This window comes from Nocardia sp. NPDC051570, from assembly GCF_044454005.1.
Lineage (GTDB): Bacteria > Actinomycetota > Actinomycetes > Mycobacteriales > Mycobacteriaceae > Nocardia.
Map to the genome: position 1 here is coordinate 60,871 of NZ_JBITDI010000012.1, position 22,829 is coordinate 83,699.

23 protein-coding genes and 1 riboswitch are annotated in these 22,829 nt (G+C 68.7%); of the genes, 8 read left to right on the forward strand and 15 right to left on the reverse strand.

The window, feature by feature from the left end; genetic code table 11:
* Positions 1-157: 157 nt before the first annotated feature.
* The 5 genes from ACIA76_RS28090 to thiO all read right to left on the reverse strand — a co-directional run bounded on the left by ACIA76_RS28090 (position 158) and on the right by thiO (position 4,119).
* Positions 158-973 carry an ABC transporter permease gene (locus ACIA76_RS28090; protein WP_397155798.1) on the reverse strand — a complete coding sequence of 272 codons (816 nt, stop codon included), beginning with the start codon at positions 971-973 and terminating at the stop codon, positions 158-160.
* Positions 973-1,905: an ABC transporter ATP-binding protein gene (locus tag ACIA76_RS28095; protein WP_397155800.1), complete on the reverse strand. Its 933-nt coding sequence runs from the start codon at positions 1,903-1,905 to the stop codon at positions 973-975. The genes ACIA76_RS28090 and ACIA76_RS28095 overlap by 1 nt, the downstream gene beginning before the upstream one ends.
* A 180-nt stretch (positions 1,906-2,085) precedes the next feature.
* Positions 2,086-2,838 (reverse strand): thiazole synthase, encoded by a 753-nt coding sequence (locus tag ACIA76_RS28100; RefSeq protein WP_397155802.1) that lies wholly within the window; start codon positions 2,836-2,838, stop codon positions 2,086-2,088.
* Between the two features lie 4 nt (positions 2,839-2,842).
* Positions 2,843-3,055 (reverse strand): sulfur carrier protein ThiS, encoded by a 213-nt coding sequence (gene thiS / locus ACIA76_RS28105; protein ID WP_397155803.1) that lies wholly within the window; start codon positions 3,053-3,055, stop codon positions 2,843-2,845.
* Positions 3,052-4,119 (reverse strand): glycine oxidase ThiO, encoded by a 1,068-nt coding sequence (gene thiO / locus ACIA76_RS28110; protein WP_397155805.1) that lies wholly within the window; start codon positions 4,117-4,119, stop codon positions 3,052-3,054. Before thiO ends, thiS begins: the two co-directional genes overlap by 4 nt.
* A 113-nt stretch (positions 4,120-4,232) precedes the next feature.
* On the opposite strand from thiO, the gene thiE reads away from it, so the two are divergent.
* Positions 4,233-4,937 (forward strand): thiamine phosphate synthase, encoded by a 705-nt coding sequence (thiE, locus tag ACIA76_RS28115; protein WP_397155807.1) that lies wholly within the window; start codon positions 4,233-4,235, stop codon positions 4,935-4,937.
* A 13-nt stretch (positions 4,938-4,950) separates the two neighbouring features.
* Here thiE and ACIA76_RS28120 read toward each other — a convergent pair whose 3' ends face one another.
* Complete coding sequence (locus ACIA76_RS28120) at positions 4,951-5,616, reverse strand: NUDIX hydrolase (RefSeq protein ID WP_397155809.1); 666 nt, start codon at positions 5,614-5,616, stop codon at positions 4,951-4,953.
* A gap of 153 nt (positions 5,617-5,769) precedes the next feature.
* On the opposite strand from ACIA76_RS28120, the gene ACIA76_RS28125 reads away from it, so the two are divergent.
* From ACIA76_RS28125 to ACIA76_RS28135, 3 genes are read left to right on the forward strand one after another with little or no spacing between them, the layout of a single operon-like run.
* Positions 5,770-7,104, forward strand: a complete 1,335-nt coding sequence (locus tag ACIA76_RS28125; RefSeq protein WP_397155811.1) for a hypothetical protein — start codon at positions 5,770-5,772, stop codon at positions 7,102-7,104.
* Complete coding sequence (locus ACIA76_RS28130) at positions 7,101-8,075, forward strand: transporter substrate-binding domain-containing protein (RefSeq protein WP_397155813.1); 975 nt, start codon at positions 7,101-7,103, stop codon at positions 8,073-8,075. The genes ACIA76_RS28125 and ACIA76_RS28130 overlap by 4 nt, the downstream gene beginning before the upstream one ends.
* Positions 8,076-8,079: 4 nt before the next feature.
* On the forward strand, positions 8,080-10,272 hold the full coding sequence (locus ACIA76_RS28135) for a tetratricopeptide repeat protein (RefSeq protein ID WP_397155815.1): 2,193 nt from the start codon (positions 8,080-8,082) through the stop codon (positions 10,270-10,272).
* Positions 10,273-10,278: 6 nt separating this feature from the next.
* Here the strand turns inward: ACIA76_RS28135 and ACIA76_RS28140 are convergent, their stop codons facing one another.
* Positions 10,279-11,475 carry an acetate kinase gene (locus ACIA76_RS28140; RefSeq protein WP_397155817.1) on the reverse strand — a complete coding sequence of 399 codons (1,197 nt, stop codon included), beginning with the start codon at positions 11,473-11,475 and terminating at the stop codon, positions 10,279-10,281.
* Between the two features lie 12 nt (positions 11,476-11,487).
* Positions 11,488-13,557: a phosphate acetyltransferase gene (gene pta, locus ACIA76_RS28145; protein ID WP_397155819.1), complete on the reverse strand. Its 2,070-nt coding sequence runs from the start codon at positions 13,555-13,557 to the stop codon at positions 11,488-11,490.
* Positions 13,558-13,781: 224 nt separating this feature from the next.
* Here pta and ACIA76_RS28150 point away from each other — a divergent pair, with 224 nt between their 5' ends.
* From ACIA76_RS28150 to ACIA76_RS28160, 3 genes are all read left to right on the forward strand, one after another.
* A complete protein-coding gene (locus ACIA76_RS28150) occupies positions 13,782-14,585 on the forward strand; it encodes an LLM class flavin-dependent oxidoreductase (protein WP_397155821.1) in 804 nt (267 codons plus the stop codon).
* Positions 14,586-14,654: 69 nt separating this feature from the next.
* Positions 14,655-15,164: a nitroreductase/quinone reductase family protein gene (locus ACIA76_RS28155; protein ID WP_397155823.1), complete on the forward strand. Its 510-nt coding sequence runs from the start codon at positions 14,655-14,657 to the stop codon at positions 15,162-15,164.
* 140 nt (positions 15,165-15,304) lie between these two features.
* A complete protein-coding gene (locus ACIA76_RS28160) occupies positions 15,305-16,528 on the forward strand; it encodes a lipase family protein (RefSeq protein WP_397155825.1) in 1,224 nt (407 codons plus the stop codon).
* Positions 16,529-16,580: 52 nt separating this feature from the next.
* Here ACIA76_RS28160 and fgd read toward each other — a convergent pair whose 3' ends face one another.
* A complete protein-coding gene (gene fgd / locus ACIA76_RS28165; RefSeq protein WP_397155827.1) occupies positions 16,581-17,588 on the reverse strand; it encodes a glucose-6-phosphate dehydrogenase (coenzyme-F420) in 1,008 nt (335 codons plus the stop codon).
* Between the two features lie 161 nt (positions 17,589-17,749).
* On the opposite strand from fgd, the gene ACIA76_RS28170 reads away from it, so the two are divergent.
* Complete coding sequence (locus tag ACIA76_RS28170) at positions 17,750-18,508, forward strand: HAD-IIA family hydrolase (RefSeq protein WP_397156153.1); 759 nt, start codon at positions 17,750-17,752, stop codon at positions 18,506-18,508.
* A gap of 14 nt (positions 18,509-18,522) precedes the next feature.
* Here ACIA76_RS28170 and ACIA76_RS28175 read toward each other — a convergent pair whose 3' ends face one another.
* The 6 genes from ACIA76_RS28175 to ACIA76_RS28200 all read right to left on the reverse strand — a co-directional run bounded on the left by ACIA76_RS28175 (position 18,523) and on the right by ACIA76_RS28200 (position 22,682).
* Positions 18,523-18,972, reverse strand: a complete 450-nt coding sequence (locus tag ACIA76_RS28175; protein ID WP_397155829.1) for a MarR family winged helix-turn-helix transcriptional regulator — start codon at positions 18,970-18,972, stop codon at positions 18,523-18,525.
* Positions 18,969-19,604, reverse strand: coding sequence for a type 1 glutamine amidotransferase family protein (locus tag ACIA76_RS28180; protein WP_397155831.1), 636 nt, complete (start codon positions 19,602-19,604; stop codon positions 18,969-18,971). The genes ACIA76_RS28175 and ACIA76_RS28180 overlap by 4 nt, the downstream gene beginning before the upstream one ends.
* 31 nt (positions 19,605-19,635) lie before the next feature.
* Positions 19,636-20,166 (reverse strand): dihydrofolate reductase family protein, encoded by a 531-nt coding sequence (locus tag ACIA76_RS28185; protein WP_397155833.1) that lies wholly within the window; start codon positions 20,164-20,166, stop codon positions 19,636-19,638.
* A gap of 74 nt (positions 20,167-20,240) precedes the next feature.
* Positions 20,241-21,464, reverse strand: coding sequence for an O-succinylhomoserine sulfhydrylase (locus tag ACIA76_RS28190; RefSeq protein WP_397156154.1), 1,224 nt, complete (start codon positions 21,462-21,464; stop codon positions 20,241-20,243).
* Positions 21,461-21,883, reverse strand: a complete 423-nt coding sequence (locus ACIA76_RS28195) for a rhodanese-like domain-containing protein (RefSeq protein WP_397155835.1) — start codon at positions 21,881-21,883, stop codon at positions 21,461-21,463. Before ACIA76_RS28195 ends, ACIA76_RS28190 begins: the two co-directional genes overlap by 4 nt.
* A 56-nt stretch (positions 21,884-21,939) precedes the next feature.
* Positions 21,940-22,054: riboswitch (SAM riboswitch) on the reverse strand.
* 193 nt (positions 22,055-22,247) lie between these two features.
* Positions 22,248-22,682 carry a hypothetical protein gene (locus ACIA76_RS28200; protein WP_397155837.1) on the reverse strand — a complete coding sequence of 145 codons (435 nt, stop codon included), beginning with the start codon at positions 22,680-22,682 and terminating at the stop codon, positions 22,248-22,250.
* Positions 22,683-22,829 lie beyond the last annotated feature (147 nt).

Consider the following 22,829-nt stretch of genomic DNA (forward strand, 5'->3'; position numbering starts at 1 on the left):
ACGACACCGGCCCGATGCGAGATTTCGCATCGGGCCGGTGCTGCCACGCCGGACGGGCAGTGACCGACGTGACCCGGGTGCAGCGACCCCCCGACAGGGTCGCTTTCCCATTCCCGGGGCGGCGAGGGAAGTCGCCCCGAGCTCGGGCAGGTTGGATTCAGGCGTCGCGCTTGTTCACCACGAAGACCGCGGCACCGAACACGATCGCGACGAAGACCAGGAAGTACAGCAAACCACCCCACGGACCCCAGTGCCAGGGCAGCGTGTCTTCACCGCTCGCGGTGCCGAGGAACCGGCCCGCGTTCTGGAAGGGCAGCAGCACCTGGATATTGCGGCCGACCTTGCCGAAGGCCCCGACGATGGGTTCGATCAGCACCGGCCAGATGATCAGCAGCGTCAGTGCGCCGGCCGATTGCCGGATCAGTGCCCCGACGCCGACCGCCAGGAATACCACCAGCGCCACGAAGATCGGCACGGCATAGAAGATATGCAGATCGCCGTCGGTCAGGCTCAACTTCTGCCCGCCCTGGGTGGACACGATGGCCTTCAAGATGAAGAAGCTCAGGAAGGTCAGCACCGCCGACAACACCGCGGCCGATACGGCGATCATGCCCGCCTTGGTGAGCAGCACCGTGGTGCGGTTGGGCACCGCCATGAAGGTGGCCTTGATGGTCCCGAACCGGTACTCGCTGGTGATCGCGAGCGCGGCCAGGATCATGATCATGATGTAGCCGAAGCCCGGAATGCCTTGGGAGGCACCGGTGATTCCCAGGGCCGCGATTCCGTTGTCCGGATACGGCGCTGTCATCTGGTGGCCGCTGGCGAGCTGCTTGTTGTACTCGTTGACGCTGACGTTGATCAGCAGGCCGAACAACGTCGCGATGCCGAGGGCGAATACCGCGGTCATCGCGGTGCACCACAGCGGGGACCTGGTCGAGGTGAGCTTGATGCGCTCTGCCGCCAACACGCTCATCAGAGCGCACCTCCCATCACCTGTTCGAATCCTTCACCGTGATACTGCACCGAACCGCCGGTCATCCGCATGAACGCCTCCTCGAGCGAGGCCCGTTGCGGCGCAAGCTCGTACAGCGTGATGGTGTTCGCGCCCGCCAGCTTGCCGACCGCGTCGCTGGTCTCGCCGACCACGACCAATGCCGGCCCCTCATCCTCGCGCACGGTCATCCCGTTGGAGGTGAGCAGGCTGCGCAGCTGATCCAGCTGCGGGCTGCGTACGCGCACGGACGCCTCCGAGGCGCGCTCGATGAAGTCCTTGGTGCTGGTGTCGGCGATCAGCTTGCCGCGGCCGATGACGACCAGATGATCGGCGGTCTGGGCCATTTCCGAGAGCAGATGGCTCGAGACGAGCACCGTCCGTCCCTCGGTGGCCAGTCGCTGCATGAACCGGCGGATCCACAGGATGCCCTCCGGATCCAGGCCGTTGACCGGCTCGTCGAACAGCAGCACCGGCGGATCGCCGAGCAACGCACCGGCCAGGCCGAGACGCTGCGACATGCCGAGTGAGAAGCCGCCCGCCTTCTTGTCGGCGACCTCGCTCAGGCCGACCAGCCGCAGCACCTCGTCGACGCGCGAGGCGGGCAGATCGTTGGAGGCCGCGAGCCAGCGCAGATGGGCGCGGGCCGAGCGGTTGGGATGCACCCATTTGGCATCCAGCAGCGCGCCGACCACCCGCAGCGGATGGTCGAGCTGCCGATAGGACACGCCACCGATCAACGCCTCGCCCGAGCTGGGCTGATCCAATCCGAGGATCATGCGCATCGTGGTCGACTTGCCGGCGCCGTTGGGTCCGAGGAATCCGGTCACCTGACCGGGCTTGACCGCGAACGACAGGTCGTCGACCGCGACGGTTGCGCCGAACCGTTTGGTCAGGCCGCGTACTTCGATCATGGCGCTCAGTCTTCCCGAAGATCGGCCCGCGCACTATCGCTCAGAGGTCGCGTTTCGCCTCATCCTCGAGGAGTACATGAACCCCGAGCCGATCCCCCGACGTCTCCTGAGCAGGGGACGCTCGCCGGACGGCGCGGGCGCGGACCCGGTTGCCCGAGGTTGACCGGATATCCACTCCCCTTACCGATCCGGCGAGGAGGCCTGCGCCCAGAACCGCCTGGGGATGCGCCCGGCCTGACGGGCGAGATAGCCCGACTCGACCGCGGCGGCCATCGCGGCGGCCATGACCGCGGGGCGACGGGCGCGGGTGACGGCCGTGGCGAGCAGGACTGCGGCACAGCCGAGTTCCATGGCCAGGGCGGCGTCGCTGGCGGTGCCGATGCCCGCGTCGAGGATGACCGGAACGTGCGCGGCGGCGACGATCATCTCGATGTTGTGCGGATTACCGATGCCCAGGCCGGTGCCGATGGGCGAGCCGAGCGGCATGACGGCCGCGCAGCCGGCATCCTCGAGCCGCTTGGCCAGCACCGGATCGTCGGTGGTGTAGGGCAGGACGGTGAAGCCGTCGTCGACCAATTGCTCCGCGGCACTGACCAATTCGATGGCATCGGGCAGTAGGGTGCGCTCGTCGGCGACGACCTCCAGCTTCACCCACTCGGTACCGAGCGCCTCGCGGGCCAGGCGCGCGGTGAGCACGGCCTCGGCGGCCGTGCGGCAGCCGGCGGTATTGGGCAGCGGGGCGATATCGAGTCGCTTCAGCAGATCCAGGACGCCGGTGCCCCCGGCCGCGTCGACGCGACGCATGGCGACCGTGGTGAGTTCGGTGCCCGAGGCGACGAGCGCCTCCTCCAGCACGGCCAGATTGTCCGCGCCCCCGGTGCCCATGATCAGCCGCGAATCGAACGTGCGATCGGCGATCTGCAGCGGCTCCATCCCGTCAGCCACCCTGCACCGCCGTCAAAACCTCGATCTCCCAACCTCGTTCGACCGGCTGGTCCCAGCGCGATTTGGGGAAGACCGCGCCGTCCACGGCCACGGCCACGCCCTGGCAGGGCAGGCCCAAGCGCTGCAACACCTCTCGCACCGACGGCGCGTCGGCGAACTCGTGGTCCTGACCGTTCACGGTGACTCCGACGGGTATCGCCGTCATCGCTTACCTCCTGATAGAAAACGTTGTGGGTCGGCCGCTTTCGCGTCGGCGAGCACATCGCCGTCGAGCAGCGCCGCGACCGCGTCGACGGTGAGCGGTACGCCGAGGATGCCGTTGCGGCCGTGGCCGGTGGCGGCGAGCACGCGATCGTCGAGCCGGCCGATCAGCGGCAGATTGTCCGGGCTGCCGGGCCGTGAGCCCGCGCTCGCCTCGGCCAGTTCGTATTCGCCGAGGGCGGGCAGGATCGATTCCGCGTCGGCGATCAGATCGCGCACGCCCGCGACGGTGACGGTGGTATCGAAGCCCGCCTCGTATTGCGTTGCGCCGACGACGATTCCGTCACCGCGCGGAACCAGATAGAGCTGGCGGCCGTGCGCACGCGCGCGGACCACATGGCGCGGCGGCGGCGGAGCACCCGGCCGGTGGCGCAGGCGCAGGATCTCGCCCTTCACCGGGCGCACCGGCAGGCTCGACCACAGCCGGGCCGAGGCGGCGCCCGCGGCCAGCACGATCCGATCGTGGGCGAGGTCGTCGAGGGAGGTGACGACTTCCGGGCGCATGCGGACACCGGACTGTGCACAGCACCGACGCAGGGCCTCGAATACCAGCCGGTTGTCCACGGCCGATTCGGTCGGCGAGAACAGCGCGGCTCGGACGGTGCGGGCCAGATTCGGTTCGGCCGCACGCACTTCCGCCCGATCCAGCAATCGCAGGTCATGGCCGTGTGCGCCGACGAATCCGGCGATCGTGCGGAGATCGGCGGCATCGGCGGCGTCGAGGGCGACGGTCAGGGTCTGCTCGGCGACGAAGACGGAGATCCCGGTCGCCGCGAACAGCCGCGCGCCGAATTCCGGCCAGCGCGCCAAGGATGCGGCACCGAATTCGAGTGCGTCGTCCTCACCGGGCCACCCCTCCGACAGCGGGGCGAGCATGCCGCCCGCCACCCACGAGGCTCCCGAACCCACCTCCGGGTCGAAGAGTGTGACCTCCCAGCCGGATTCGGCGGCACGCCATGCCACCGACAATCCGATCACGCCCCCACCCACGACGGCCAGCGTCCGCATTACCTTCCACCTCGCTCGGTCCCGTTACCCGGGATCCTCCCCGCGCGGCCGCCTTCGCAGCGGGGATGCTCACCTGTTTCGCCACCCACGGTAGCGCGGCTACGGTCGAGGGCGTGCAACCGTCCCACCCCAACCGATCCGTAGCGCCACGCGAGCGCCTGGCCACCGCACGGCTCTACCTGTGCACCGACGCCCGGCGCGACAAGGGCGACCTGGCCTTCTTCGCCGAGGAGGCGCTCGCCGGCGGGGTCGACATCATCCAGCTGCGCGATAAGGGTTCGCCGGGCGAGGCTCGATTCGGCCCGCTCAAGGCCGAGGCCGAACTCGGCGCGCTCGCGGACTTGAAGGCCGCGGCCCGTCGGCACGGCGCCCTGGTCGCGGTCAACGATCGCGCCGATATCGCGCTGGCGGCCGGGGCTGATGTGCTGCATCTGGGTCAGAACGATCTGCCGCCCGGGTACGCCCGCGCGATCGTCGGCCCGGATGTGGTGATCGGCCGCTCCACCCATAACCGCGCCCAGGCCGGACTCGCGGCCGTCGACGACCATATCGACTACTTCTGCACCGGCCCGGTCTGGACCACCCCGACCAAGCCCGGCCGCGCGGCCGCCGGGGTCGACCTGGTCCGCTCGACCGCCGAATCCCATCCGACCAGGCCGTGGTTCGCCATCGGCGGCGTCGACGAACAGCGTCTGGACGAGATTTTCGCGGCCGGGGCCGACCGAGTGGTCGTGGTGCGAGCCATTACCGAGGCCCGTGACCCGCAGGCGGCGGCGCGGTCGCTGAAGCAGCGGCTGCTCGAGAGCGCGGCGGGATAATCCAGCCTCTGGCTCAGGACAGCACCTGGTCGAGGGTGAGCAGCAAGATGTTGTCGGCCGGGTCGGCCGGCGCTTCGGCCGGCTCGGCGATTCGTGCCGTGCGACCGTCCCGGCCGGTTGCTTGCAGCCAGACGAAGCCGTGCTCACCGAGGTCGACCGTGCGTGGCAGGGCGGCGGCCACCGCGGCGGGATCGACCATGTCCTCCAGGGTGATTCGTGCGGGCTGCGCGCGCAGGGACGGCCAGGCCGCGGCGAAACCGGGGTGCAGGGGGCGGTCCTCGACCTCGTCCTCGGGAACCCAGGCCAATTCGGCGCTTTCGATGTTCGGGGTGGTCGGCAACGGCTCGGCGACATCCGCGACGACCGTCGTATAGGTCCAGCCGCTGGGCATGGTCGCGGTGACCCGGCTGCCGCGCACGCGCACGGCCGCACCGGTGATCCCCGCCTCCTCCTCGGTCTCGCGCACCGCGGCGTGGACGGTGGACTCATGGCTGTCGCGAGCGCCCCCGGGCAGCGCCCAGGTGCCGCCCTGATGGCTCCACGGCGCTCGGTGCTGCAGCAGCACCACCGCGCCGCCCCCGGCTCGCGGTGCCCGCAGCAACAATCCGGCGGCACCGAACCGACCCCAGTTCCGCGTCCCGTCCGGATTCTTCACAAAGCCGTCTCCGTCACCACGCATGCTCGCCCTCGTCCCATTCACACCAGCGCCGCCGACGCCGCCCGTGCCCCCGGGAAGCGGTGTCTTCGCGCGGGTGACACCCGAAGTGGCGCCGGTACGACCACAATAAGCTCAGTCCGCACGGCGCAGGCCGATGATCGTTTGGAGGTGGATATGGCTCGGACCGGGCAACCCCGGCTGGACGAACTGTCGCCACGGGCCGCGGCCGCCGCCGTGCGACGGCAGCTCGACGCCACCGACCTGCGCGCATTCGCGCGTTCCTCGCCCGCCCGCCTGATTGCCGTCGGATTGCTGCTACTCGGCCTGTGCGTGATCGCGGGCGGGGTGACCGCCGCCGCGGTCAGCAGCCGTCAGCATGCCCTGGACTATCTGCTGGATCAGGCCGAGCCGGATGCCAATTCGGCCCAGCGCCTCTACACCTCGCTGTCGGTGGCCGATGCCGCCGCAGGCACCGCGTTCATCTCCGGCGGGCTCGAGCCCAAACCGGTGCGCGACCGCTACGCCCAGGCGATCGGTGAGGCTGCGGCCGAGTTGGTGACCCAATCCAGCAGCACCGGCACGACCGATCCGGACGGCCGGCTGCGCACCGGCATCGCCGCGGGGCTGCCCGTCTACACCGGGATCGTGGAGACCGCCCGCGCCAACAATCGTGAGGGACATCCGGTGGGCGCGGCCTATCTCAGCGAGGCGTCGAATCTGATGCAGACCGGGATGTTGCCGACCGCCCGCGAACTGCAGGAGCGGCGTTCGACCGCGATCGTGGCCACCCAGCGCCATCACGTGCGGCCGCCGTGGGCGGCCATCATCCTGCCGATCGTCGCCCTGGCCGGACTGGTGATCGCGCAGCTGTATCTGGCCCGGCGCTGGCATCGGATGTTCAATCCCGGTCTGCTGCTGGCCTCGGCGATCCTGGTGGTGCTGCTCGGATGGACCGTGATCGCCGGCTCGCTGTCGGCGGTATCGACCATGCACGGCCGCGACGACGGCAGCGTGCCGACCGCCGATCTGACCGAGAGCCGGATCCTGGTCCAGCAGGCCCGCACGGCCGAAACCCTGAAGCTGGTCCGCCGCGACGCCAGCGGCGACTACGACCACACCTATGACGCCACCATCGCGCAGCTGACCGCGCTGCTCACCCGATACCCCAGGCACGCACCGGGTTTCGATGACGTCGGTACCGCGCGGACGGCACTGGATCGCTGGCGCGAGGCGCATCAGCGCATGAACGACGCACTGGGCCGCGGCGATTTCCTGGGCGCCAGCGCGGTCGCCATCGGTCCCGGCGCCGCCGAGGCCGCGGCCTCGGTCGACGCGCTCGACAGCGCCCTGGGCACCGGTATCGGCAAGACCCGTAACACCTTGCGCGGCAATATCTCCGATGCCGCCCGCACGCTCGACGTGCTGGCCCCGGGCGCACTGATCCTCGCGCTGCTGGCCGCCGCGCTCGTGCTGGCGGGCCTGTGGCCACGACTGCGGGAGTACCGATGAGCGCGCGCCGAGCCCTGACCGTCGTCCTGGCCGCGACCGCACTGCTGGCCGCGGCCTGTACGGGCGAGCCGCCCCCGCCCCGGGCGGGTCATTCGGCCAGCTACACCGAGCCGCCGCTGCCGGCGAAGGCGACTCCGGCACAGACGAATACGCCGCTCCCGCCGGAGACCGATCCACAGTGCGCCAACGCCGTGGCCGGACTGCGCCCGGACGGAATCACCCAGGGCCCCACGATCGATGCCATCCGGGCGCGCGGGCGCCTGCTGGTCGGTCTCGATCCGGGCAGCAACCTGTTCAGCTTCCGCGATCCGATCAGCGGCACGCTGGCCGGTTTCGACGTCGATGTCGCCAAGGAGATCGCGCGCGACCTGTTCGGCGATCCGGAGCGGGTGGAGTACCGGATGCTGAGCTCGGCCGAACGTGAACGCGCACTGCAGGAACACACCGTCGACGTGGTGGTGAAGACCATGACGATCACCTGCGACCGCCGCCAGCGCGTCGACTTCTCCACCACGTATTTCATGTCGCACCAACGGGTTCTGGCGGTGAAGAACTCCGGTATCACCGGCCTGGCCGATCTCGCGGGCAAGCGAGTGTGCGTGGCGGCCGGGACCACCTCGCTGACTCTGATTCGCCGCAAACAGCCCGCGGCCTCCATCCTGACCGTGCCGGCCTGGGCCGACTGCCTGGTGGTGCTGCAGCAGCGGCAGGTCGACGCGATCAGCACCGATGACGCGCTGCTGGCCGGGCTGGCCAAACAGGATCCCTATACCGAGATGGTCGGCGACAACCTCAGCGACGAGCCGTACGGCGTCGGCATCCCCAAGGGCAACAACGATATGGTCCGCTTCGTCAACGGGACACTGGAACGCATCCGCTCCGACGGCACCTGGGACACGATGTACCGGCACTGGCTGCTGTCGGTCCTGGGGCCCTCCTCGGGCCCACCCCGACCCACCTATCGGGATTGATCCCATGACCGCCGGAGACGAATCGACGCAGGCCGCCCAGACTCAGCTGTCGACCCAGCCGTCGGGACGCAGCGGGCGCACGGCGCGCACCCGACCGACCCGGCGGCTCGGGGCCGGACTGGTGCCGATTCCCGCTGTGCCGCCGGTGGATCCGCGTTCGGCGGTGCTGGACGATCCGGCGGTCGCGGAGAATCGCCGATACTGTTGGCGCTGCGGCAAACCCGTGGGCCGAGCCACCGCGGCACATCCGGCCACGACCGTGGGCACCTGCGAGATCTGCGGCGCCCCTTATGATTTCCGGCCCTTTCTGCAGCCGGGCGATATGGTCGCCGGACAGTACGAGATCCAGGGCTGCATCGCGCACGGCGGGCTGGGCTGGATCTATCTGGCCATCGATCGCAATGTCAGCGACCGCTGGGTGGTGTTGAAGGGCCTGCTGCACGGCGGCGACGCCGAGGCGCAGGCGGTGGCGGTGGCCGAGCGGCAGTACCTGGCCGAACTCGCGCATCCGAGCATCGTGAAGATCCACAACTTCGTCGAACATCCCAGCCCCGAGGGCATGCCGATCGGCTACATCGTCATGGAATACGTGGGCGGCCGATCCCTGCGCGGCATGCTCGACACCTACACCAGGCCCGAGCGGATGCCGGTGCCCGAGGCCATCGCCTATATCTTCGAGGCGCTGCCGGCGCTGGAGTATCTGCACGGGCAGGAACTGGCCTACAACGATCTCAAGCCCGATAACGTCATGGTGACAGAGGATCAGGTGAAACTGATCGATCTGGGCGCGGTGACCGTCTTCGAATCCTACGGAAATCTCTACGGCACCAGGGGTTTTCAGGCCCCCGAGATCGCGCGCACCGGGCCGACGATCGCCTCGGATATCTACTCGGTGGGCCGCACGCTGGCGGTGCTGACGCTGAACCTGCCGATGGACAAGGGCCGCTATCTCGACGGAATCCCGGACCCCGCAACCGAACCCGTGCTAGAGCGGCACGAGTTCTTCCATCGGCTGCTGCTGCGCGCGACCGATCCCGATCCCGATCAGCGCTTCCCGTCCGCGCGCGTGATGGCCACCCAGCTGGCCGGGGTGCTGCGCGAGATCCTGGCCACCGAATCCGGGGCCGAACATCCGCAGCTGTCCACGACATTCAGCCCGACCCGCACCAGCTTCGGCACCGAGGAGCTGGTCGCGCAGACCGACGCCTACGCCGACGGCCACGCCCGCAGCCAGAACCTCAGCGCCCGCGATGTGGCCGCGGCGCTTCCGGTTCCGCTCATCGATGCGGCCGATCCGTCGGCGGCGCTGCTGGCGGGAACGGCGCATCCCGAACCCGATCACGCGCTCGACGCGGTGCGCATCGCCCGTGGGCGCGCCTCGGCGGAGCCGGGCGGGGTGCCCGAAACCTTCGCCGTGGAGGCCGCTTTCGCCGAGATCCGCATCTACCTCGATCTGGATCAGCCCGCCGCCGCCCGCGAACTGCTGGCGCGTATCGACGAAAGCGATTGGCGGGTGGACTGGTATCTCGGACTGGCCTCGCTGCTGGATCAGGATTTCGAACAGGCCTTCGCCCATTTCGACGGCGTGCTGCGGGCGCTGCCCGGCGAGATCGCGCCCAAGCTGGCGCTGGCCGCGACCGCCGAACTGGTGCTGCAGCACTGGGATTCGCCCGATCCGGAGCAGTGGCGAGCCTATGCCGAGAAGTTCTACGCCACCGTGTGGCGCACCGATCGCGGCGTGGTGAGCGCGGCCTTCGGCCTGGCCCGGCAGCTCGCCGCGGCCGGGCGCGTCACCGAGGCGGTACGCGCCCTGGACGAGGTGCCCGCCCCCTCCCGCCATCACACCGAGGCGCGGATGACCGCCGTCCTGCTGCTGCTCACCGCGGTGCCGGTCGCCGATCTCGAGGAGTCCACACTGCATATCGCCGCCGCTCGCGTCCAGACGCTGCCGCCCGGTGAACATCGCGCTCCACAGATGCGCGTGCTGGTGCTCGGCGCGGCCCTGGCCTGGCTGCAGGCGGGCCGCCGCCCGAAACTCCCCGATGCCACGCTGTTCGGCGAACCCTTCACCGAGCGCGATCTGCGCCACGGCGCCGAGTCCGCCCTGCGCACGCTGGCCCGCTCGGCACCCGGCCGCACCCACCGCTACGCCCTGGTCGACCTGGCCAACGCCATCCGAGCCAAGACCTGGTTCTGAGGCGGCTCAGGCGACCAGCCGGGCCGCCGCCCGCGCGATGGCCAGCTCCTCGTTGGTGGGCACCACCAGCACCGCCACCTCCGCATCCGGCGGCGAAATATGCCGGGCCGCACGGTCTTTCGCGGTATTGCGAACCGGATCGACGGTGATGCCGAAGCGGCTGAGCCCGGCCAGCGCATCGGCACGCACCTGCGCGTTGTTCTCCCCGACGCCCGCGGTGAAGGTGATCGCGTCCACCCGGCCGAGTTCGACCAGATAGGCGCCGATATAGCGGCGCAGCCGATGCACGTAGACGTCGTAGGCCAGCCGCGCGGCCGCGTCCCCGGAGTCGATGAGATCGAACAGCGCCCGGAAGTCGTTGACCCCGGACAGACCCTTGATCCCGGAATTCCTGTTCAGCAGTTCATCGATCCCGTCGATGTCCAGACCGGCGGTGCGGGCCAGATGCGGGATGATCCCGGGATCCAGATCCCCGGACCGGGTCCCCATCACCAGCCCCTCCAGCGGCGTGAGCCCCATACTGGTATCGATCGCCCGGCCGCCGCGGATCGCCGAGGCCGAGGCCCCGTTACCCAGGTGCAGCACAATCTGATTCAGCCCGGCGGGGTCGCGCCGCAGCAGCTCGGCGACCCGGCCCGAGACGTATTCGTGCGAGGTCCCGTGGAATCCATAGCGCCGAATGCCGTGCTCCGCGGCCAGTTTCGCATCGATGGCGTAGGTCTTGGCCGCAGCGGGCAGGCCGTGGAAGAACGCCGTATCGAACACCGCCACCTGCGGCACGTCGGGTAGCAGCTCGCGCAGCGAGCGGATACCGATCACATTCGGCGGATTGTGCAGCGGCGCAAGCGAAGACAGCTCGTCGATGGCGCTCACCACCTCCTCGGTGATGAGGGTCGGGCGATAGAACACCTCGCCGCCGTGCACCACCCGATGCCCGACCGCGGCCAGACCCTCGCCGGTCAGATCGTGCCCGCCGCGCGTGAACAGCTCGAACACGACGCGCAGCCCCGCCGCGTGATCGGCGATCGGGCCGTCGTGTTCGAGGGTGCGTCCGCCGCCGTGATATTCGACCGTGGCCGTACCGTCGGAGACCGGCTCACCGATCCGCGACACCTGCCCCGAGGCCGCCACCGTGCCCGAAATGGGATCCAGCAGTTGATATTTGATCGACGACGAACCGGAGTTGATCACCAGGACCCGCATGACTGCCCTCCCTTATGCCTGCGCCTGGATGGCGGTGATGGCCACGGTGTTGACGATATCGGCGACCAGCGCGCCCCGCGACAGATCGTTGACCGGCTTGCGCAATCCCTGCAGCACCGGCCCGATCGCCACCGCGCCCGCGCTGCGCTGCACCGCCTTGTAGGTGTTGTTGCCGGTGTTGAGGTCCGGGAAGATGAACACCGTCGCGCGCCCGGCCACCTGGGAGTTGGGCAGCTTGGAGCTGGCCACCGACGGCTCGATCGCCGCGTCGTACTGGATCGGCCCCTCCACCGGCAACTCCGGCTCGCGCTCCTGCACGAATTTGGTTGCGGTGCGGACCTTGTCGACATCGGCGCCGCTGCCGGACTCGCCCGTGGAATACGACAGCATCGCCACCCGCGGCTCGATCCCGAACTGGGATGCGGTGCGCGCGGCGGAGATCGCGATATCGGCCAGCTGTTCGGAGGTCGGATCCGGCACCACCGCGCAGTCGCCGTAGGCCAGCACCCGATCGGCCAGACACATCAGGAATACGCTCGACACCGTGGAGACCCCGGGCTCGGTCTTGATGATCTCCAGCGCGGGGCGAATGGTGTGCGCGGTGGTGTGCGCGGCGCCGGACACCATGCCGTCGGCGATCCCCTCGTGGACCATCATCGTGCCGAAATACGAGATGTCGCCGATGAATTCGCGCGCCCGCTCCACGGTCATCCCCTTGTGCGCGCGCAGCTTCGCATAGATCTCGGCGAACCGGTCGCGCAGCTCGGAGGTCTGTGGATCCAGCACCTGGGCGGCATCGATGTCCAGGCCGAGTTCGGCGGCCCGCCCGCGCACCGTGGCCTCGTCGCCGAGGATGGTCAGATCGGCGATCTTGCGCTGCAGCACCCGCCCGGCCGCGCGCAGGATCCGGTCGTCGTCGCCCTCCGGCAGCACGATGCGCCGCCGATCCGCGCGGGCCCGCTCGACCAGCTGATATTCGAACATCTGCGGCGTCACCACCGACTGCACCGGAACCTCGATGAGCTCCACCAGCTTTCGCCCGTCCACCCGCTGTTCCATCAGCGCCAGCGCGGTGTCGACCTTGCGGATGCTCGACAGCGACACCCGGCCGCGGGTGCGGGCCGCGGCATTGGCGGTATCGAAGGTGCCCAGCTGGGTGGTCAGGATCGGCAGCTTCGGCTTCAGACCCTCGATCAGCCGCGCGATGGCCGGATCGGGCAGCATGCCGCCGTTCATGATGATGCCCGACAGCGACGGAAAGCCCTCGGCCTCATGGGCATTCACCAGCGCCAGCAGGGCGTCGGAGCGATCGCCGGGCGCGATGACGGCCACGCCGTCGGTCAGCCGCTCCAGGATATGTTCGGCGGTCATGCCGCCGACCATCACCGACAGCGCCTCGCGCTGCATGAGCTCCGGATCGCCGGAGTACATCTGGCCGTGGATGGCCTCACACAGCTCGGTCATCGTCGGCGCTGTCAGCAGCGGCACCTCCGGCAGCGTCCAGGAGGGTGCGTCGACCTTCCGCATCGCCTTGGCCACCTCGTCGAGCGCGTCGGGATCGCAGCGGTTGACCACGATCGCCATCGCCCGGGCGTGCTCGGCCGCCAGTTCGTTCGCGCACAGCTCGGCGACCTGCACGATCTCATCCGCCGAACGGCCCGAGCCGCGCAGCACCAGCAGCACCGGCGCACCCAGATTCACCGCGATGCGGGCATTGGAGCGCAGCTCGCTGGGGCTGGCGACATCGGTGTAATCGCTGCCCACGATGACGACCGCGTCACAGACCTTGGCCACCTCGTGGAAGCGCGCCACGATCTCGCCGATCGCGGCGTCCGGATCGGCGTGCAGCTGCTCATAGGTGACCCCGACGGCCTGGTCGTAGTCGATATCGGCGGTGCAGTGCTCGAGCAGGAGCTCGAGGATGTAGTCGGCGCCCTTGGTCGAGCGGGTGATCGGCCGGAACACCCCGACCCGCGGCGTGGTCGCCGACAGCAGATGCAACATGCCGAGCGCCACCGTGGACTTCCCGGTGTCCCCCTCGAGGGAGGCGATGTACACGGTGGACGGAGCGGGTTCGGCCATGAGCACGAGCTTAATAACGGTCGAGGTCCGCATCGCCCGTCCGCGCGGCAACTTTCCGGAAATCACACGTGAAGTTCGCCTCGTGCCCATGACGAGCGTTTCGGACATGATTCCGCGTCATCCAGGCATTGGATCGCTCATCGCCGCGCCGTAACGTCGTTTCCAGTCAAGGACCAAAAGCACAGCGGCCCACGCGTTTCGGGTCGCGGACGGGATCGATCGACATGACACTGCGGATCGGCGCCTTACTACCCACCTCGACCCCGGATCCGGCCCGGCCGTTCCTGGGTGATGTGCGGGCCGCCGCCCGGCTCGCCGAACAGGGCGGCCTCGATTCGGTGTGGGCCCCCGATCATCTGATCGCCAGCGCCCCGATTCTGGACAGCACGGTCGCGCTGGCGGTCGCGGCGGCCGTCACCGAGCGCATCGGCCTCGGCTACGGCGTGTTGCTACTCGGGCTGCGTCCGCCCGCGTGGGCGGCGAAGGCGGTGAGTTCGCTGCAGTACGTCTCGGGCGATCGGCTGCTGCTGGGTGTCGGCACCGGGAATCCGGCGCACGGCGATCTCGGCTGGCGCGCGGCCGAGCAGTCGTTCGCCGACCGGGGCCGGCGCACCGACGCGAGCCTGCGGGTGCTGCCCGATCTGATCGCGGGCCGCGCGGCGACCCTGTCCGATGGGACCGTGGCGACGCTGTCACCGGGTGCGACGGTGCCGCCGATCCTGGTGGCGGGCGATGGGCCGCGGGCGCGGCGGCGCGCCGCGGAATTCGCCGACGGCTGGCTCGGCATCGGCCAGACCCCCGAGCAGGTGCGGCAGGCACGCGCCGAATTGGCCGCGCTCGCCGCGGAATTCGGCCGCCCGACACCGTCGATCACCATCGTCGTCCCGCCCGCGGGCGCGGTGCGCGAGACCGCCGATCAGCTGGCCGAATACACCGCGGCCGGGGTCGAGCGAGTGCTGCTCGCGCCGTGCGATCAGAATTGGCCCGGATATCTCGAATTCGCCGCCGAGGTGCGGGCCGCGATGTGAATTCTCCAGTCCGCCAAAGCCATTCCCGCAGGCCGGAGATGTCGGCGGCGGCCCCCTAAGATACTCGCCATGACAGCACCGTTCCCGTATCGCCCGTGGGGTTCGCGCGCGACCCTGTTCTCGCGCCTGGCCAGCCGGTTCGCGGCGACCAAGCCCGGCTCGTTCGTCATCCGCAAGCTCACCCCACTGGACCGGAAGCTGCTCGAGCGCACCGCGGGCCGATACACCGTCCTCGGCCCGATCGGCGTGCCGGTCATCCTGCTCACCACCACCGGCCGCAAATCCGGCGAGCCTCGCACCAGCCCGTTGCTGTTCGTCCACGACGGCGACGTGCTGTATGTGATCGGCAGCAACTTCGGGCAGGCCCAGCATCCGGCCTGGACGGCGAATCTGCTGGCTCGCCCCGAGGGCCGGGTGGCCATCGCGGGCGAGCGGATCGCGGTGCGGGCCCGGCTGATCGAGGATCCGGCGCAGCAGGAGGACGTCTTCGCCCGTTTCGTCGAGACGACCCCGGCCTATGCCGCCTATCGCGGCCGCACGACCCGGGATCTGCGCATCTTCGCGCTCACTCGGGCCTGAGATGTTGCGTCGGCAACAGGGCAGCTAGGGTAACGCTTGCGTCGATTAGTATTTCCATCCGGAACTGTTTACCGGAACGGGAGAGCGCTTTGCCCACATTCGCACGTCGGCGTTCTCGCCGTGCCGGGACCGTCGCCGGTGTGATCGTCACGGCCCTGACCTGCATCGGACTGGCCGCGCCCGCGCATGCCGACCTGTTGCCGGCGCCACCGCAGTCGGATCCGTTCTACGATCCGCCCGCCGATTTCACGGCCACCGCGCCGGGCACGGTCCTGCGATCGCGACCGGTCCAGCTGGGCATCTCGGTTCCAGCCACTGCCTGGCAACTGCTGTATCGGACCACCGATCTCGACGGCGGGGCGGATATCACCGCGACCACGGTGCTGCTGCCCGAGGGCGAGCGGGCGAACCGGCCACTGGCCGCCTTCCAGGCCTATGAGAACAGCTCCGCGCCCGAGTGCGCGACGTCGTATCAGCTGCGATTGCCCGATCTGCCCACCAACGCGGCGACGATGCAGCGGCCCGATATCGCGCAGCTGCTGGACCGCGGCTGGGCGGTCTCGATCGCCGATTTCGAGGGCCGTCGTGCACATTTCGCCGTCGCCGACGAACCCGGCTACATGATTCTCGACGGTATTCGCGCCGCCGAACACTTCGCACCGCTGGGGCTGACCGAGCAGACTCCGGTCGGGCTGTACGGCAATTCCGGCGGCGGCCTGGCGACGGGATGGGCGGCCGAGACACAGCCGCGCTACGCCCCGGAGCTGAATCTGCGCGGGGCATCGATCGGCACCCCGGTGCCCGTGCCCAGCGATTCGATCCGCAAGAGCAACGGCACCGTCACGGCGGGCCTCGGCGGCGATCTGTTCGCCTCGCTCGCCGCCGCCTATCCGGATTTCGACGATGCGGTGCGCGCCCATATGTCGCCCGAGGGCCTTGCCGCGCTGGATACGGTGCGCTCGGAATGCGTGATCGCCAACAACTTCCGCTTCATGTTCACCGACTGGCAGCGCTATCTGGACCTACCTCTGGATCAATTCCTCACGCTGCCACCGGTTTCGGCGGTACTGGACCGAATCATGCTGGGCGCGCACGCACCCACCGCGCCGGTCTTCCTCTATCAGGACGTCCACGACGAGATCATCTCGGTGGAGTCGACCGACGCGTTGGTCGACAAGTACTGCGCCGCAGGCACTCCGGTGACCTACGTGCGCGACCTCACCGCCGACCACACCTCGATCGGTGACGCCGGTCGACCCGCCGCCATCGGCTGGTTGTCCGGGCGCCTGGATACCGATACCCCGGTATCGGGCTGCGGCACGCGCGATGTGCGTTCCATGTCGGAACTGAACGGCCTCAACTGAAATCGTGCTCCGATCCGGGCCGCCGCCCACCTCGAGCGGCGGCCCGTCCGCATCAGAGCGCCCGCAGGCGCGGAGCCAGATCGCGCTCGAACAGCTCCAGGAAACGGCGCTGATCATGGCCCGGGGCGTGGAAGACCAGGTGGTTCAGGCCCGCGTCCACATACGGCTTGATCTGCGCCACGGCCTCGTCCGGATCGCTGGCGACGATCCAGCGCTTGGCGATCTGCTCGATCGGCAGCGCGTCGGCGGCGGCCTCCATCTCGATCGGGTCGGTGATGGAATGCTTCTGCTCGGGCGTCAGCGACAGCGGCGCCCAGAAACGCGTATTCTCCAGTGCCAGTTCGGGATCGGTGTCGTAGGAGATCTTGATCTCGATCATCCGGTCGATATCCTCGACCGCTCGTCCGGCCTTGTCCGCACCCTCCCGCACCGCGGGCATGAGCTTCTCGGTGTAGAGGTCCATCCCCTTGCCCGAGGTGCAGATGAAGCCGTCACCCGCGCGGCCGGCGTACTTGGCCACCAGCGGCCCGCCCGCGGCGATGTAGATCGGGATGCCGCCCTTGGGCACGTCGTAGATGGAGGCACCGACGGTGCGGTAGTACTGCCCGTCGAAGTCGGTCCGATCGCCGGTCCACAGCTGCCGCATCAGATCCACGGCCTCGCGCAGCCGGGCGTAGCGCTCCTTGAATTCCGGCCACTCGCCCTGGAATCCGGTCGCGATCTCGTTCAGCGCCTCGCCGGTGCCCACCCCGAGCATGATCCGCCCGGGATAGAGCAATCCCATGGTCGCGAAGGCCTGCGCGATGACGGCCGGGTTGTAGCGGAAGGTGGGGGTCAGCACCGAGGTCCCCAATTGGATCCGCCGGGTGCGCTCGCCGACCGCGGTCATCCAGGCCAGGGAGAACGGGGCGTGCCCGCCCTTATGCCGCCAGGGCTGGAAATGATCGCTGACCGTAGCGCTGTCGAGCCCGTGTTCCTCGACGCTGACCGCGAGCTCCACGAGCTCCCGAGGTCCGAATTGTTCCGCAGACGCCTTGTACCCGAGCTTGAGATCACTCACTGCGCCACTCCTGTTCGCCGTCGCTACGATCCGCCTTCTCGACCATAGGCCGATGTGGGAATCGTCGCATGTACCCCGGGAGTCCCCATCGGACAGGTCGATAGCCCACAATTGGCTCTGTGACCGCAGACGGAGAGCCCATCCTGTCCTACCTCACCGATATGGACGGGGTGCTCGTTCACGAGGACCATCTGGTGCCGGGTGCGGACAAGTTCCTGGCCGAACTCCAGTCCAACGACATCCCGTTCCTGGTGCTCACCAACAACTCGATCCGCACCCCGCGCGATCTGCAGGCTCGGCTGCACCACACCGGCCTGGATATCCCGCCGGAGTCGATCTGGACCTCGGCGCTGGCGACGGCGACCTTCCTCAACGAGCAGAAGCCGGGTGGGACGGCGTATGTGGTCGGCGAGTCCGGACTCACCACCGCATTGCACGAGATCGGGTACGTGCTCACCGACAGCGATCCGGACTATGTGGTGCTCGGCGAGACCCGCACCTACTCCTTCGAGGCGATCACCACCGCGATCCGGCTGGTCGACCGCGGCGCGAACTTCATCGCGACCAATCCGGATGCGACCGGGCCCTCGCGCGAAGGTCTGCTTCCCGCAACGGGTTCGGTGGCGGCGCTGATCACCCGGGCCACCGGGAAGGACCCGTATTACGTGGGCAAGCCGAATCCGCTGATGATGCGTTCGGCACTGCGCCGTATCGGTGCGCATTCACAGTCGACGGTGATGATCGGCGATCGCATGGATACCGATGTCATCTCCGGACTCGAGGCCGGGCTGCGGACGATTCTGGTCACCTCGGGCATTTCCACCCGTGCGTCGGTGGAGAACTATCCCTATCGGCCCACGCTCGTACTGGATTCGGTGGCGGATCTGGTAGGGCGGACCAGTAATCCATTCTCGGTCTGACGGCGGGCCCGACCTCAGGGCTTTTCGGCCATGGCGTCGAGGGCGGCCGACAGTTTCGTCAGGCCCGCCACGATCTCGGTCAGCGCGTCGATGCCGAGTTCGGAAATCAGACGATCCGCCATTCGCGCATGCTGAGGACCGATGCGACGTACGGCCGCGCGGCCGGATTCGGTGATGGCGACGAGTTTGGCGCGGTGATGGGCCGGATTCGGTCGATATTCGGCCAAACCCTTGTCCACCACCAGATCCGCGATCCGCTGCACGCTCTGGCGGGTGATGCCCATCTCGCGGGCGATTCCGGCGACCGGCAGTGGCTCGCGCGCCACCGCGCCGAGCACCTGCCACCAGGCCACCGTGATACCGGCCGGACGGGCCAATTCCTCTCCGACAGCGAGGAATTGGCCGTTGAGTTTGAACGAGGTGATCGCCGCGGTGCTGAACAGCTCCTGCTCCGCGCGGGTCACTGCGCCGCGGTCCGCTGCTGCTCGTAGGCGGCGAGTGTGTAGAAGCCCTGGGGATCGTTCTCGCCGTAGAGCGCGGACCAGGCGTCGAGAATCCGCGGCTCGTACACGCCCAGTCGCGCAAGGACGGCGCGAGCGAATTCGACCGGCCGGATTCCGGTCGCGGTGATCAGATCGCCGTCGGTCACCGCGGGCTCCGGGACGAAATGCGCGCCGCCCGAATAACCGCTCATCCCAAGATATCCCGCGTCGTTACTGGTGTGCCGGCGCTCGTCCAGCAGTCCCGCGAGCGCCAGACCGAAGGTGGCGCCGCAGATGGCCGCCACCGGCACGCCCGCCGCGAGGAATTCACGCGCCTTCCCGGCGAACACCGCCATGTGCTCCTCGGCCCACGTATCGGCGCCCGGCAGGATCAGCATCGCGCTGTCCGCGGGCGACAACTCGTCGAGCGTCAGATCCGGCAGCACCCGCATGCCCCCGGCCGAAGTGACCGGCGCGGCGCTCGGACCCACTGTCCGCACCCGCCAGCTCCCCGGCTCGCGCTGCCACAGCGGCCGGTTGATATTCGCCGTGGCGTATCCGACCTCCCAATCGGAGAAGGTGTCGTAGACCGCCATATGTACCGTTTTCAGCATGACAGTATGCTGTCATTTTGACAGCATACTGTCAATGCTTCGAGGGCACTCGGTACACGATTTCGACTGATCCGCCGGGCAGCGGACGCGAGCTCTCGAATTCCAGATCGGTGGCGGGATCGAACGAATCGGTCAGGCGCATACCGCTTCCGACCAGATACGGCAGGATTACGAGCTCGAGCCTGTCGAGAACGCCCAGGGCGCGATAGGTCTCGATGGTGCGGGGTCCGCCGATCAGATGAACATCGCCGCCGCGATCGGCCGCGCGGATCCGCTCCAGCAACCGCACGGGATCGTCGTCGACGGTCACATGTTCCGGCGTTCCCTCGGGCCGCCGCGAGCCGAGCACGAAGACCCGCAGATCCGGCCAGGGCCAGCGGTCGGCGGCGAGTGCGGGTTCGAAGGTGGTGCGGCCCATCAGCGCGGCCTCGCAGGTGCGCAGGAATTCCGCGACGCCGTGACTGCCCGGACCGTGCGTCGGATCGATGATCTGCGGCGGCCAGCCGTCCGGAGTCGTCACATAGCCGTCGGCTGTCATACACAGGCGAGCCAGGATACGCACGGGGACATCCCTTCTGTCGAGTCACAGAAGTAGACGTTGCCTCCCGCGGAAACTCATCGGCGGGAGGCGCGCGATCAGACCAGCGCTTGATCGAGGTCGTTCAGCAGATCCTCGACGTCTTCCAGACCGATCGAGATCCGGACCACGCCATCGGTGATCCCCACGGCCGCACGGCCTTCCGGGCCCATGGCCCGGTGCGTGGTGGTCGCGGGGTGGGTGATCAGGGTCTTGGCATCGCCGAGATTGTTGGAGATGTCGATGATGCGCAGGCGGTTGAGGACCTCGAAGGCGCGCTTCTTGGCCGCACCATCTCCCTCGAGCCCGGCCGCCAGCTCGAAGGTGACGACCGTCCCGCCGCCCGACATCTGCTCCCGGGCCAGCGCGTACTGCGGATGCGACTGCAGGAACGGGTATTTGACCCACGCGACGGCCGGATGCTGCTCGAGGAATTCGGCGACCTTGTGCGCGGCCTGCACCGAATGACGGACCCGCAGCGGCATGGTCTCCAGGCCCTTGAGCAACGTCCACGCATTGAACGGGCTCAAGGCCGGACCGGTATGGCGCATCAGTGTTTTCACCGGACCGTCGATGTAGTCCTGCGCGCCCAGGATCGCCCCGCCGAGCACCCGGCCCTGGCCATCGATGTGCTTGGTGCCCGAATACACCACGACATCCGCGCCGAGATCCAGACTGCGCTGCAGCAGCGGGGTGGCGAAGACGTTGTCCAGCACCACCTTCGCGCCCGCGGCGTGCGCGAGCTCGGACACCCGGCGCACATCCACCAGCGTCTGCATCGGATTGGACGGGGTCTCGAAGAACACCGCCTTGGTGGGCTGCGACAGCGCCCGCTCCCACTGGTCGAGATCCTCGCCGTCGACGAAGACGGTCTCCACGCCCCAGCGCGGCAGGATCTCGTTGCACACCACGAAGCAGGAGCCGAACAGGCTGCGCGCGGCCACGAGTCGATCACCGTTGCCGAGAAGCGCTCCGAGAGCGACGAATACGGCCGCCATACCGCTGGCGGTCGCGAAACAGGCCTCGGCGCCCTCGATCAGGCGCATCCGCTCCTCGAACATCGCGACCGTCGGATTGCCGTAGCGCGAATAGACGAAATGCTCGATCTCGCCGGTGAACGCGGCCTCGGCCGCCTCGGCGCTCTCGTAGACGAAGCCGGAGGACAGATACAGCGCCTCGGCCGTCTCCTCGAAACCCGAGCGCCGCAGGCCGCCGCGCACGCCGATCGTCGCCGGGCCGACGCCCTCGGGCAGTGGTTTGTCGAATGCGCCGCCGGTGATCACGACTGCCGCCACGGCAGTCCGAGGGCGCGCCAGCCGGCGCCGCCACGATGTCCGTCGGCGTCGAGCGGACCCTCGAAGCCCTCGAGCACGTTGTAGGAGGGTTCGTATCCGGCGGCGGTCGCGGTCTTCGCGGCGCCGATCGAGCGCTGGCCGGAGCGGCACAGGAAGATCACCGGGGCATCACTGTCGGCGGCGCGGTCGGCGAGGACCTGCCTCAGCTGGTCGGTGAACTGCGGATTCGGCGATCCGCTGCTGTCGACCCATTCGATCAGCGCGGTGGGCCGGTCGATTCCGGCGGTATCCGGCACGCCGACGAAGCGCCATTCGGCCTCGGTGCGCACATCGATCAGGACCGCATTCGAATTGTCGCGCAACAGTTCCCAGGCCTGCTGGGGAGTGATATCGCCCGCGTAGCTCATGACCGTCCCTCACAGCAGCTGCGGTATTTCTCGTTCATTCGATGAACCTCCTCGCGAATCCGCACTTGCCGCGCCGGTATCGGCGCGTGGCCAGGTCGTCACCCGGAGCACCCCACCGCGGAGGAGGGTTGCCGACCAGCGAGCCGGGGCTTGACGCTGGTACTCATGACCTGAAAGTGAGAGTGCCTGGTCACCGGGCTTTATGTCAAACCCCGGCGAAGAACACGCCGGGGTCCTAGGGGAAACAAGCACGCCGGGGTCCTAGGGGAAACAAGCACGCCAGGGTCCTAGGGGAAACAAGCACGCCAGGGTCCTAGGGAAACAGGCACGCCGGGGTCCTGAGGAGAACAAGCACGCCGGGGCCCTACGGGGAGCAAACAAGCCATTGGTCGTTCGGCCTGCTCAGATTCCAGGTGGCGGTCTGCTCGCGGCCGTCGATCCTGCTGGTCACCGTGGCCCGGGCGCGGGCGCCCTCGACGGTGGTGTCGCGGACGTTGGCGATCTCGACCTGTTTGCCGAGGGCGTCGGGACCCAGCGGGGACTTGGCGGCGTCGAAGCCGGGGCAGACGGTGGTCGCGCGGCGCTTGGCATCCGAATCCGCTTGGGCCGTAGCGAAATTGCGGATGGCGACGGCCACACGATCGGAATCTGTGACATTGTTCTCAGCCGGGCGCAGCACGCCGAGCAGCACCACGCCGCCGATCAACAGCAACGCCACCACAGCGGCCGCGATGAACGGCACCGCGGACCGCGGGGCCTCGCGCTGGTCGATCTCAGTGGGTTCGTCGGCATCGGTCATGCAGACATCATCGCTGGTCATTGATAGTGGTCCGAATCACACTCGGTATTCCCGGCCGAGTCCGGGAATACCGGCCATAGCCGCCACCGATAGAATCGCTGGAACCCGGCTTCGGCCGGTGGGATCGGCTCCCGGGCGCAGCAACGA